Origin of the sequence: Clostridium sp. SHJSY1, assembly GCF_031626875.1 — a bacterium.
Taxonomy (GTDB): domain Bacteria; phylum Bacillota; class Clostridia; order Clostridiales; family Clostridiaceae; genus Clostridium.
In genome coordinates this window covers 32,555-44,465 of sequence record NZ_JANDMF010000014.1, presented here as the reverse complement: position 1 = coordinate 44,465, position 11,911 = coordinate 32,555, and the positions used below count along the sequence as shown (strand labels likewise).

Genomic DNA, 11,911 nt, shown 5'->3' with positions numbered 1-11,911 from the left:
GCAAATATAGATTAGATTAGCTATACTATAATTTAGAAATAGAAAAACAAATGCTGTCAACTTATAAAGAATAAAAAAGAAAAACCTCGAAGCTATGTTGGTGAATTTGAATTCGGAATAATATATTCTATTAAAAAAAGATTTATATATATAAAAATTTAATTTTATGAAAATAAAAATGGGCAAAACTAGATAAATAAAGGAAATAGGTGTACTTGGACAATTATTCTATTAAATGGATTTGAAGGAAACTTTTCATTTTTTATAAATATTATATACAATTTAATATTTTTGTAATTGCTAAAAAAAGTCGATAATAGTATAATTCATTTAGAAAGCAAAAATGAATTATGGACAGATTGGTTTAAGGAGTAGATTAATGATGCAATATTTAATAACGCTGATATGTGCTTTCCTAATTGTTTATTTTATTATTCCATATATAATGAAAGTAGCTCATAAATTGGAATTTACAGATAAGCCAACTAAGAGAAAAAAACATAGAGGACCAATACCTTTGTGTGGAGGACTTGGAATTTATATTGGTTTTTTTATAGTTTATTTTTTAACTATTAAGGATGATATATATAAGCAGATATGGATATTTATTTCAGCTAGCTTAATATTTTTTATTGGAATGGTGGATGACTATTTCAAGACCAAAAAAAAAGAATTTCCGATATATCCTAGACTAATAATACAAGTATTTGCAGCTGTATTGGTATTTAATGCAGGTGTAGTATTTGAAGGATTTAGAAATCCTTTTTCAGGAGACTACATGTTATTGTCAAAAACAGTACAATTTTTATTGACTATTACATGGATTTTTGGAGTTACTACTGTAATAAATTGGTCAGATGGTATGGATGGTTTGGCCGGAGGTATATCATTAATTTCTTCAGGAACATTTTTCTTTGCTGCAATGATATTGGGACAAGGACCACAAGCTCAATTTTCAATAATACTTGCAGGAGCAATAATGGGATTTTTATATTATAACAGGCATCCAGCTAGGGTGTTCATGGGTGATTCGGGAGCTAACTTAATCGGTTTCTTACTTAGTATAGTGGCAATTGATGGGGCTTTTAAGCAAGCTACAGTATTAAGTTTGTTTATACCAATATTAGCATTAGCAGTTCCTATTTTTGACAATTTATTTGTTATAGCTAAAAGATTTAGTGAAGGAAAGCCAGTATATCAAGCAGATAGAAGTCAAATGCATTTCAGATTAGAAGAAAAAGGTTTAAGTATTAATCAAATAGTTAGCCTTATACTTACAATAAGTCTAATATGCAGTGGAATCTGTATATTGTTATTATTAATTAATAAATAATTATATTTACAAATTTCAATAAATAGTATATTATAATAAATATAATTTAATAATTATCTTATCATGAGAGGTGGAGGGACTGGCCCTGTGAAACCCAGCAACCAATATGTGTGTTTATCTAGATATAGTGGTGCTAAATCCTGCAGCATAGCTGAAAGATAAGGGTTATTGTAGTACAGAAGTTTGTTGTACCTAAAGGAATAACCTTTAGGTATTTTTTATGTGAAAAAGGGGGCAATTTTATGAAAATAAGCGAAATATTTAAGAATAAGAAAACAGTGTTCTCATTTGAAATATTTCCACCAAAGACAACATCATCAATTGAGACTATATATAAGACGTTGGAGGAGTTAAAGGGGCTAAATCCAGATTATATAAGTGTAACCTATGGGGCTGGTGGAAGTATAAGGGATAATAAAACTTTGGAATTATCATCTTTGGTTAAAAATAAATATGATATAGAAGCAGTTGCTCATTTAACTTGTATAAGTTCAACAAATGAGGATATAGATTATTATTTAAATTCACTAAAGGAAAATAACATTGAAAATATCCTTGCGTTAAGAGGTGATATTCCAAAGGATGGACTCACTAGAGGAGAATTTAAGTATGCTTCAGAATTGATTGGGAAAATTAATAAATTTGAGGATTTTAATACTGCAGCAGCTTGCTATCCAGAAGGACATGTTGAAAATAAAGGAGTACTAAAAGAAATCGAAAATATGAAGAGAAAAGAGGAGGCTGGGGCAGCTTATTTTATTTCTCAATTATTTTTTGATAACAATTTATATTATGACTTTTTAGATAAAGTTAAAAGTGCAAATATAAAGGTGCCTATTGAAGCAGGAATTATGCCTGTAACCAATAAAAAGCAAATAGAAAGAATGGTATCATTAAGTGGAGCATCCCTTCCAACTAAGTTTGTTAAAATTATGGAGAGATATGAACATAATCCAGAAGCTTTAAGAGAAGCAGGAATAGCTTATGCAGTAGAGCAAATTGTAGATCTTATATCTACAGGAGTAGATGGAGTACATTTATATGTTATGAATAATTCGTATTTAGCAAAAAAAATTAGTGGAAGTATTGAGACTATTTTAGCTACAGAAAACAATAAATAATTAAGATAGGAGAATTAAAAAATGGAAAAAGTAGAAAGTTTTGAATTAGATCACAGAAAGGTAAAAGCACCTTATATAAGAAAATGTTGCTTATTAGATGGACCAAAAGGAGATAAGGTAACAAAGTTTGATTTAAGATTTCTTCAACCTAATCAAGAAGCATTTGGAACAGCAGCAATGCATGGCCTTGAACATTTATTAGCACATGAACTTAGAAGTAGATTGGATGGAATTATAGATTTTTCACCAATGGGATGTAGAACAGGTTTTTATCTAAGTATATGGGGAGATAAAGAAGCAGCTGAAATTAAAGAGGCTTTAGAAGGAGCATTAAAAGAAGTGTTAAATGCTAAGGAAATTCCAGCAGCAAATGATATTCAATGTGGTAATTATAGAGATCTATCATTATTTGGAGCAAAAGAATATGCAAAAGAAGCATTAGATAGAGGATTTTCTCTAAATATATTTGGTGAATAATAATTTTAAGAATTTAAGAAAAATGGAAATGCCTAAGGATAATGTCCTTAGGCATTTTTCTGTTATAATCAAGAAAATATTAGTTTGTAATCATAATTTGTTATTTCCTAGGAAATTATTAGTGAAATAGTAATAGAATTAATTCATTAGTTGTAAAGACAATAATATCTTAATATAAAATAATTAATATAAAGGGAAAGATGGATAATATGAAAATAAAAGTATTTACACAAGAAGTAACATGGAGTATACTGGTGTATATACATTTACGAGGTGATAAATACATGAATAATAGAACAAAAGAGATGATATATGCAGCATTATTAACATCATTAGCTATAATAATACCAGTACAGTTTTCGTTTTTAAGAGTAATAATTCCACCATTTAGTGCGACACTAGCTTCACATGTACCAATGTTTATTGCAATGTTAATTTCACCTATGGTAGCAGTTGTGGTTGGAATAGGATCAGTTGTTGGATTTTTATTTACAGGATTACCTATGCTAATAGTCTTTAGAGCAGCAACACATATTTTGGTAGGTCTTGTTGGAGCAATAATCATAAAGAAAAGTAAAAGTTATGTTAAAGCATCAATATTCACAGCACCAATTCATGGTGTAGCAGAAGCTTTAGTAGTAATACCTTTTGTAGGGTTTGATGTTTATCAATTGCTAGTAGTAGTATGTGTAGGAACAGTTATACATCATGGTGTTGATAGCACTATATCTTATTTTATTGTGAAGGCAATTGCCAAAGCAAGAAGAAAAGATATTTATAATACTTTTAGTGAAATTGGAACAGAACAAGTAATTTAGAATTATATTAATGGTAAAGTTGTGTATAATTTTTTATATGCGGCTTTCTTTTTTGTATACAAAATATGGTATAATAATTTTATTATAAAATCAGGAGAGATAGCAAGGAGTCAAAATTATAAATATGCTATTTTAGAGACAGGAAGGGGACAAACAGAAGCTATTAATCTATAAAAAGGTAGAGAATATGAAATTATATTAAATTATGGGCCATATATAGGAAATTTAAATAGTATATGTATGAAGAAATATTTGTAAAGCAAATATATAAAAATATCGTAATTTTCAAAAATTGAATTTACGATATTTTTATATTATAATTTTAAATTAGTTATGTTAAAAACAAAAGAGATCTATACATAAATTGAAGTTAGTAAGTATAGAAGTTTCATAAAATAAGTTTATAATAAAAAATACACAAATAGAAATATTGAGGTAAGTTATGAATGAAAATATGATAGAAGAAAATAAAGTTCTTCAAGAGAAAAGAAAATTAATTAAAGAAGAAATTGAAGAAAAAAAATCTAATATAAAGGATATTGAGAAGAGAGTTAAAGCTCTGAGTAAAGAAGCAAAAGGAAGTTATAACGAAGAAAAAGAAACTACTGAAAAAATTTATGAAGTTTTAACAAGAGAGATAAATAGTTATGAAGATGCATTAGAAGAACCTTATTTTGGAAGAGTTGATTTTAGAGAATATAGAGGTCTTGAAGAAAGTATATATATAGGCAAAAAAGGTATTAGTAACATACAAAAAGGGGAAGAGGTAGTTGTAGACTGGAGAGCTCCTGTTGCTGATCTTTATTACAGTGGAACAGGGGGAGAGGCATTCTATAAAGCACCAGTTGGAATTATTGAAGGGGAACTTAATTTAAAAAGAAAATTTCTATTTGAAAATAGAAAAATAAAAGAAATCTTTGATGAAGGTCTAAATGAGCTTATGATAAATGGAGAAGAAGGGACAGAGCTTGTTGATGAATTTCTTAAAGTAAACTTAGAGGAAAGTAGGGGGAAGAAGCTTAAAGAGGTAGTTGCAACTATCCAAAAAGAACAAAACGATATTATAAGGTGGCCTAAGAATTTACCAATTATAGTTCAAGGGTCAGCAGGTTCAGGTAAAACAACTATTGCACTTCATAGGCTTGCATATTTAATTTATAGATATAGAGAAACCATGCAAGGAGAAGATATTTTAGTATTAGCACCAAATAAATTATTCTTGGATTATATATCAGATATTCTGCCAAGTCTTGGAGCAGATAAGGTTAAACAAAACACATTTGAAGATTTAGTACTATCAAAACTTAAATTAAGTGGAAAAATATATAATAAAGATGAAAAACTTAAAAGTATACTTGAAGAAAAAGATGAACAAAAACGCAAGTTAATAGTTAATTCTAGCAAAATAAAAGGGACTTTAGTTTATAAAACTATGATAGATAGGTATATTGCATTAGTTGAAAGCAGGGCATTAGATATACATGATATTATTATAGAGGGAGAAGTTTTATTTAATAAAAAAGAAATAGTTAGATTGTATCTCAAAGACTTAAAATCCTATCCAATAAATAAAAGAAAAGATGAAATAAAGAGATATCTAAATCTCAAGATAAAAGAAAGACTAGCTCAAATTTTAAGCAAAATAGATGCAGAGTGGGATTTTAAAATAAAAGATATAAAAAATGAGTTAGAGGATTCTGAAGAGAGAAGAAAAAAGCTTATAGAAATATATGATGCAAGAGATACTATAAAAGATAGTATTAATAAAAATATTAAAAAAGAATTTAATCTTTATTTTAAAAATTGGAGAGGAATAAATTCTAAGGATATTTATTATAACTTTTTTAATGATGAAGAACTGTTTAGTATAGCTACAGATGATAAAATTCCAAAAGTTTTGGCAGACTATATGATAGAAGAGTTTAATTCTAATTATGAAGAAAATATTATAGATGAAGATGATTTAGCTTCGCTTTTATATATAAGAGTTTTATTAGAAGGTATAGAAGAAAAAGAGAAGTTTAAGCATATAGTAGTTGATGAAGCTCAAGATTATAGCCCTTTTCAAATATATCTTATAAATGAGCTTGCAAAGGGTAATTCCTTAACGTTAGTTGGAGATTTAGCTCAAGGTATTTACTATTATAAAGGAGTAAATACTTGGGAGGATATAACTAAGGGATTATTTAATGGAGATGCTACATATATACAATTAACCCAAAGTTATAGATCTACAGTTGAAATAATAGATTTCGCTGAGAAAGCTTTAATTGCACAAAAATTAGGTCTTAAAAATGCAAAACCAGTACTAAGGCATGGGGAAAAGCCTAAAATGGTAAAGGTTGACTCCAAAGATGAATATGGAATAGCAATTGATAATATAGTAGATGAAGTAAAAGAAAAAGGAAAGAATACAGTTGCTATTATAACTAAAAATAGTGAAGAAGCTCTAGAAGTATCAAAACTCTTGAAAAAGAAAAGCAAATATAAATTTGGATTAATTAAAGGTAAAGAAAAAGAAGTTTCTGATGAGTTGATAATAATACCTTCATATATAACTAAAGGATTAGAGTTTGATTGCACAGTTATTTTAAATCCAAGTGAAGATAATTATGGTGAAAATTTGTTAGATGAAAGATTGTTATATGTATCTCTTACTAGGGCATTACACTTAGAATATGTAATAGAGAATGAAAAAGTTTCTTCTTTAATTAATAAAGACTATTAAAAAATAAAGCAATTTGCTTGTAACTGGGAAAGAATGATAGTATAATTTATTAATAGATAATTGTTATTAGGAGGTAGTGATATGTCAGCTGAAATGTTGAAAGATGATGTTTATTGGGTGGGTGTAAAAGATCCAGATTTGAAAATTTTTGATATTATAATGGAAACTAAAAGAGGTACTACTTATAATTCATATATAATTAATGATGAAAAAGTAGCGGTTATAGATAGTTGTAAAAATGGATTTTATGATGAGTATAAAAAAAATTTAAAAGAGGTTATTGGTGAAAAGAAAGTTGATTACATAGTAGTTCAACATACTGAATTAGATCATAGTGGTACAGTTAAATTGTTACTTGAAGATTATCCAGAAGCTACAGTACTTGGAACAAAAATGGCTTTAAATTTTTTAAAGAATATAATTAATGAACCTTTTAATGGAGTAGAAGTTAATGAAGATATAAACCTTGGGAATCATACACTAAAATTTATAAAAGCTCCAAATCTACATTGGCCAGATACTATGTTCACATATGTTAAAGAGAAAAATATATTATTTACTTGCGACTTTACTGGATGTCATTATTGTCCTGAAGGTTCTATTAAAGAACTTGGAGCAGAAGATTATTTGCCAGAAATGAAATATTATTTTGATTGTATAATGGGACCTTTTAAACCATTCGTGTTAAAGGGACTTAATGCAATTAAAGATTTAAAGATAGATATTATGGCTACAAGTCATGGCCCAGTTTATCAAGGAGAAAATGTATCTAAAGCATTATCATACTATAAGGAATGGGCTACAGTAGAACCTGTGGATTCAAAGAAGGTAGAAATATTTTATATAACTGCTTATGGAAATACAGGAGACATGGCAATTTATATGAAAAACAAATTAGAGGAAAAAGGATTTAAAACAGGTGTTCATGAAATAACATCAATGACTATGGAAGAAGCTGTTGAATTAATAGAAAAATCAAAAGGATTTATGATAGGATCTCCTACTATAAATGCAGATGCAGTAAAACCAGCTTGGGATTTATTATCTTTAGTTAATGTTAGTATAAATAGAAGTAAGGCAGCATTAGCCTTTGGATCTTTTGGCTGGAGTGGAGAAGGGGTACCAATGTTAACTGCAAGATTAAAGTCATTAAAACTTAAAACTGTAGAAGAAGGATTTAAGTTCTATTTTGTACCATCAGAAGAAGATTATAAAAAAGCAGATGAAATGGTTGAGAATTTTATAAGTTTAATGTAAAATGTATGTAATTGAGACACTTATTAAATGTGATAAGTGTCTTATTATTTGATTAAGGAACAATCAAATAAATTTTATTTTAGAAAGAAGTGAGCTTTAAATTGGAAGAGAAAGAAATAATGTCATTTAAGGATGAAAATGGAAATAAGGTTGATTTTGAGGCAATAGCTAGAATATTTGTAGAAAAGAAAGAATACTTATTACTAGCACCACTTGAAGAAAAGGATAGTGAAGACGTTTTTGTCTTTAGGATAGATAATGTAGGTGGAAAAGAAGAATTAAATTTAGTAGAAGATGATAAAGAATTTTTAGCTGTTAAGAAAGAATATAAAAAGCTTATTTATTAAGGGGTTGTAGGTAGATGGAAGTAGAAGAAATTATAGATTTTCTAGAGGATAATGATATATCTGAAATTAAAGAGTTAAAATCTGAAGAAAAATATTCTATATTTAATCTTTTTTATGATTTTGATAAGGAAGAACTTTCAGCAGCAAAAGCATATGCAAATGAAGAAAGCGATGTGGAAGAAGAAAGTGATGAATGGTATAGGGATTGGTATCTTTCATACTTATATGATGTAGCTAAAGATAATATAGAAGAAATACTTGAAGATATGGATGAAGAGTTTGGAACTTCAAGTTTGGCAAAGATTATAGTAAGTGATGCAAGCAATACAGAATATGTTAAGTTTGTAGTTTTGATATGTAATGAAAATTTTGAAGGAGAAATAGAAGAAATATTAAACGATTACTTATAGGTAAGAAATGACTATTGCATTGTCTAAAGAATATGTTATAATAGAGACATAGCAAAGAGAAATCCTGAGATGTTCGCCTAGCTTACTATGTTCAACCTACATATTATATACGGGATTTGCAAAATTCTTATGGATGTCGAGCTTCCATTTTTAATGCTAGAAGATGGCAGAAGTAAGTTGAGCTTAACCCACCTGCGAGGCGCAGGTATGAATGTATAAGCAAACGGCATGTTGGGAATAGCTAGAATATTGAAACCTCAATAGTTACTATTGAGGTTTTTTTATACTTTCTTTTATGTATATTTATTGAAACTTATAAGTATATTTAAGTTCTTATGAATTTATTTTTAATAATCGTTTCTAAAATGACAATTAAAATTTGAAATAACAAAATGTGCTTTTTTCAACATAGCTTAAATATAATGATTTTTGATATTCAGATATTAGCTTGTCCAAGTTTTTAGACATAATTACCATCAAAAAATTAGTAGGGGAAATATATTTTATTAAAAAGTTAATTATTTTTTTTCTCCTAGCGATTTGTCTTAGTAGTATTTCCTCATTCATAATATCACCTCTCTTTTTTGTGGTATACAAGTTGTTTTTATGGAATAATTATACCATAGTGGTGAAAAATGTAAATTAAAAAAGTTAGATAATATTTTACAAAAAAATACAAATATATTTATTTAAGAGTTTTTTATCCAATATTACATTAGGGAAAAATAAAATATTATGAAAAACAAATGCTATCTTTAGTATGTAAAGGTTGATAATGTGGCTAATTATAGGTAAAATAATCTTGAGATATAATAAAAGGAGTTGTAATAATGGATATAGAATCAATGAAGATAGAAGAAGTTATTGAAAATATAAATAAACTATATAAAAAAAGTCAAGAAGAAGGTTTGTCAGATAAAGAGAAGGAATTGCAACAAAAATTTAGGCAAAGATATATAGATAATGTTAAACGTAATTTTAGAGGGCAACTAGAAGGTGTTGAACTTAAAAAGAAGTAATAAGGGGAGATGATTCAATTTGGCAGTAAGGGTGGAGAAACTAATTAAAGACTTCGATTTGGAGGTTTTAGTAGAGGGAAATGAAGATCAGGAGATTATAGTAAATGACATAAATAGACCAGGTTTGCAATTAGCTGGTTTTTATAATTATTTTGCTCCAGAAAGAGTGCAGGTTATAGGAAAAGCAGAATGGAGTTTTTTGGATGATATGCAATTGGAAGTAAGGAAGAAAAGATTGAAAAAATATTTTACTTCTGAAATGAACTGCATAATAGTTTCAAGAGGTTTAAAGCCTCATGATGAATTTATTGAACAAGCTAAAAAGAAAGAAATTTGGGTTTTAAGAAGTCAACTGGTAACAACAAAACTTATGAGTAAACTTACAATATATCTTGCAGATAAGTTAGCTCCAGAAACTAGGTTACATGGTGTGTTGGTAGATGTCTATGGTATAGGAATTCTAATTACAGGTGAGAGTGGAATTGGCAAGAGTGAAACAGCTCTTGAGCTTATAAAGAGAGGTCATAGATTAGTAACAGATGATGCTGTTGACATAAGAGAAATAGATGGGGATCTTATTGGTAGTTCACCAAATGTAACTATAGGAATGTTAGAAGTTAGAGGTATAGGAATAATAGATGTTTCAGCACTATATGGATTAAGTTCTGTTCAACAAAAAAAGAAAATAACATTGGTTATGCATTTTGAACATTGGAAAGATGACAATGATTATGATAGATTAGGAATAAATGATGAATATATGGAGATATTAGGAGTTCAAGTAAGAAAGCTTACAATACCTGTAAGGCCAGGCCGTAATATAGCTGTTATAATTGAAGCTGCTGCGGTAAATTATCGACAACAATTGATGTCTAATATTTCTCCAGTTGATATAATTGAAAAAAGAATGGAAACTGAAGCTACAAAAAGAATATAAAATGACAATTGGAGTGGAATATATGGACAAGAGAGAAAAAAATGCTTGGGAAAAGTATGATGAAAGTGGCATAAGAGCAATTTTTGATTTTAATGAAGGATATAAAGAGTTTATATCAAAATGTAAAACGGAAAGAGAATGTGTAAAAGAAACAATCAAAATAGCTGAAGCTAATGGATTTAGAGATATTGAGAACATAATAAAAAGTGGAGAAACACTTGAAGTTGGAGATAAAGTATATGCGAATAATATGGGGAAAGCAATAGTATTATTTATAATAGGGGAAAAAGACTTAGAATATGGTCTTAAAATACTAGGAGCACATATAGATTCTCCTAGATTAGATTTAAAACAAAATCCTTTATATGAAGACACAGAATTAGCTCTTTTTGACACACATTATTATGGTGGAATAAAGAAATATCAATGGGTTACATTACCTCTAGCAATTCACGGGGTAGTAGTTAAAAAAGATGGAACTAAAATTGATGTTGTAATTGGCGAAGATGATAGTGATCCAGTGATTGGAGTATCTGATCTTTTAGTTCATTTAGCACAAAATCAATTAGTGAAAAAAGCAAACACTGTAATTGAAGGGGAAGATCTTAATGTTCTTATAGGTAGTATGCCACTTAAAGGAGAAAAAAAGAATGCTGTAAAAGCTAATATACTAAAAATATTAAATGAAAAGTATGCTTTTGAAGAAGAAGATTTCTTATCAGCAGAGCTAGAAATTGTTCCTGCTGGTAAGGCAAGGGATTATGGAATAGATAGAAGTATGATTATGGGATATGGACATGATGATAGAGTTTGTTCATATACTTCACTTATGGCACTTCTTAATATGGAAAAGGTTGATAAAACATGTGTATGTCTTTTAGTAGACAAAGAAGAAATAGGAAGTGCAGGAGCAACTGGAATGCATTCTAAATTCTTCGAAAATGCAATAGTAGAGGTAATGGACAGAGTTCAAGGTTATTCAGAAATTAAACTTAGAAGATGCTTAAAGAACTCTAAAATGTTATCATCTGATGTAAGTGCAGCTTTTGACCCTAATTATCCTTCTGTAATGGAAAAGAAAAATGCAGCTTTCTTTGGAAAAGGAATGGTATTTAATAAATATACTGGATCAAGAGGAAAATATGGTTGTAATGACGCAAATGCTGAATACATGGCTGAGCTTAGAAATATAATGGACAAACACCATATAACAATTCAAACAGCAGAACTTGGTAAGGTTGACCAAGGAGGCGGTGGAACTATTGCATATATTGCAGCTCATTATAATATGGAAGTAATAGATTGTGGAGTAGCTTTACTTAATATGCATGCGCCATGGGAGATAGCAAGCAAAGTGGATATCTATGAAACAATGAAAGGATATTATGCATTTTTACTAGAAGCATAAAGGAGTTTTTTATATATTATATAAAGGTAGTTCATTGATTAACTGAACTACCTTTA

General features: G+C 28.5%; 12 protein-coding genes, 1 other RNA gene and 1 riboswitch. Of the genes, 12 read left to right on the top strand and 1 reads right to left on the bottom strand.

Annotated features, from left to right (window positions below; genetic code table 11):
• The first annotated feature begins 382 nt into the window (after nucleotides 1–382).
• From NNC19_RS08750 to ssrS, 9 genes are all read left to right on the top strand, one after another.
• The gene (locus tag NNC19_RS08750; RefSeq protein WP_310938290.1) at nucleotides 383–1,333 is read left to right on the top strand and encodes an MraY family glycosyltransferase; all 951 of its coding nucleotides are present in this window, start codon (nucleotides 383–385) and stop codon (nucleotides 1,331–1,333) included.
• A gap of 55 nt (nucleotides 1,334–1,388) precedes the next feature.
• Nucleotides 1,389–1,498: riboswitch (SAM riboswitch) on the top strand.
• Between the two features lie 77 nt (nucleotides 1,499–1,575).
• Nucleotides 1,576–2,454 carry a methylenetetrahydrofolate reductase [NAD(P)H] gene (gene metF, locus NNC19_RS08745; protein ID WP_310938252.1) on the top strand — a complete coding sequence of 293 codons (879 nt, stop codon included), beginning with the start codon at nucleotides 1,576–1,578 and terminating at the stop codon, nucleotides 2,452–2,454.
• A 21-nt stretch (nucleotides 2,455–2,475) separates the two neighbouring features.
• A complete protein-coding gene (locus NNC19_RS08740) occupies nucleotides 2,476–2,931 on the top strand; it encodes an S-ribosylhomocysteine lyase (RefSeq protein WP_310938251.1) in 456 nt (151 codons plus the stop codon).
• 284 nt (nucleotides 2,932–3,215) lie between these two features.
• Nucleotides 3,216–3,749, top strand: coding sequence for an ECF transporter S component (locus NNC19_RS08735; RefSeq protein WP_310938250.1), 534 nt, complete (start codon nucleotides 3,216–3,218; stop codon nucleotides 3,747–3,749).
• Between the two features lie 442 nt (nucleotides 3,750–4,191).
• On the top strand, nucleotides 4,192–6,477 hold the full coding sequence (gene helD, locus NNC19_RS08730) for an RNA polymerase recycling motor HelD (RefSeq protein ID WP_310938249.1): 2,286 nt from the start codon (nucleotides 4,192–4,194) through the stop codon (nucleotides 6,475–6,477).
• Between the two features lie 81 nt (nucleotides 6,478–6,558).
• On the top strand, nucleotides 6,559–7,734 hold the full coding sequence (locus tag NNC19_RS08725; protein ID WP_310938248.1) for an FprA family A-type flavoprotein: 1,176 nt from the start codon (nucleotides 6,559–6,561) through the stop codon (nucleotides 7,732–7,734).
• Between the two features lie 101 nt (nucleotides 7,735–7,835).
• The gene (locus NNC19_RS08720; RefSeq protein WP_310938289.1) at nucleotides 7,836–8,081 is read left to right on the top strand and encodes a DUF1292 domain-containing protein; all 246 of its coding nucleotides are present in this window, start codon (nucleotides 7,836–7,838) and stop codon (nucleotides 8,079–8,081) included.
• 14 nt (nucleotides 8,082–8,095) lie between these two features.
• Nucleotides 8,096–8,491 (top strand): hypothetical protein, encoded by a 396-nt coding sequence (locus NNC19_RS08715; RefSeq protein ID WP_310938247.1) that lies wholly within the window; start codon nucleotides 8,096–8,098, stop codon nucleotides 8,489–8,491.
• Nucleotides 8,492–8,549: 58 nt separating this feature from the next.
• Nucleotides 8,550–8,733: non-coding RNA, 6S RNA (gene ssrS, locus NNC19_RS08710), on the top strand.
• A gap of 130 nt (nucleotides 8,734–8,863) precedes the next feature.
• Here ssrS and NNC19_RS23500 read toward each other — a convergent pair.
• Nucleotides 8,864–9,058 (bottom strand): Spo0E family sporulation regulatory protein-aspartic acid phosphatase, encoded by a 195-nt coding sequence (locus tag NNC19_RS23500; RefSeq protein ID WP_396136405.1) that lies wholly within the window; start codon nucleotides 9,056–9,058, stop codon nucleotides 8,864–8,866.
• Between the two features lie 263 nt (nucleotides 9,059–9,321).
• Between NNC19_RS23500 and NNC19_RS08705 the strand changes: the two genes are divergently transcribed.
• The 3 genes from NNC19_RS08705 to NNC19_RS08695 are packed head-to-tail and all read left to right on the top strand — an operon-like array spanning nucleotide 9,322 to nucleotide 11,855.
• Nucleotides 9,322–9,510, top strand: coding sequence for a DUF896 domain-containing protein (locus tag NNC19_RS08705; RefSeq protein WP_310938246.1), 189 nt, complete (start codon nucleotides 9,322–9,324; stop codon nucleotides 9,508–9,510).
• A 19-nt stretch (nucleotides 9,511–9,529) separates the two neighbouring features.
• The gene (gene hprK, locus NNC19_RS08700; RefSeq protein WP_310938245.1) at nucleotides 9,530–10,447 is read left to right on the top strand and encodes an HPr(Ser) kinase/phosphatase; all 918 of its coding nucleotides are present in this window, start codon (nucleotides 9,530–9,532) and stop codon (nucleotides 10,445–10,447) included.
• Between the two features lie 22 nt (nucleotides 10,448–10,469).
• Nucleotides 10,470–11,855: an aminopeptidase gene (locus NNC19_RS08695; RefSeq protein ID WP_310938244.1), complete on the top strand. Its 1,386-nt coding sequence runs from the start codon at nucleotides 10,470–10,472 to the stop codon at nucleotides 11,853–11,855.
• Nucleotides 11,856–11,911 lie beyond the last annotated feature (56 nt).

Coding starts and splice junctions, on each gene's coding strand:
- NNC19_RS08750 (WP_310938290.1), top strand. CDS start 383: ATGCAATATTTAATAACGCTGATATGTGCTTTCCTAATTGTTTATTTT.
- metF (WP_310938252.1), top strand. CDS start 1,576: ATGAAAATAAGCGAAATATTTAAGAATAAGAAAACAGTGTTCTCATTT.
- NNC19_RS08740 (WP_310938251.1), top strand. CDS start 2,476: ATGGAAAAAGTAGAAAGTTTTGAATTAGATCACAGAAAGGTAAAAGCA.
- NNC19_RS08735 (WP_310938250.1), top strand. CDS start 3,216: ATGAATAATAGAACAAAAGAGATGATATATGCAGCATTATTAACATCA.
- helD (WP_310938249.1), top strand. CDS start 4,192: ATGAATGAAAATATGATAGAAGAAAATAAAGTTCTTCAAGAGAAAAGA.
- NNC19_RS08725 (WP_310938248.1), top strand. CDS start 6,559: ATGTCAGCTGAAATGTTGAAAGATGATGTTTATTGGGTGGGTGTAAAA.
- NNC19_RS08715 (WP_310938247.1), top strand. CDS start 8,096: ATGGAAGTAGAAGAAATTATAGATTTTCTAGAGGATAATGATATATCT.
- NNC19_RS23500 (WP_396136405.1), bottom strand. CDS start 9,058: ATGAATGAGGAAATACTACTAAGACAAATCGCTAGGAGAAAAAAAATA.
- NNC19_RS08705 (WP_310938246.1), top strand. CDS start 9,322: ATGGATATAGAATCAATGAAGATAGAAGAAGTTATTGAAAATATAAAT.
- NNC19_RS08695 (WP_310938244.1), top strand. CDS start 10,470: ATGGACAAGAGAGAAAAAAATGCTTGGGAAAAGTATGATGAAAGTGGC.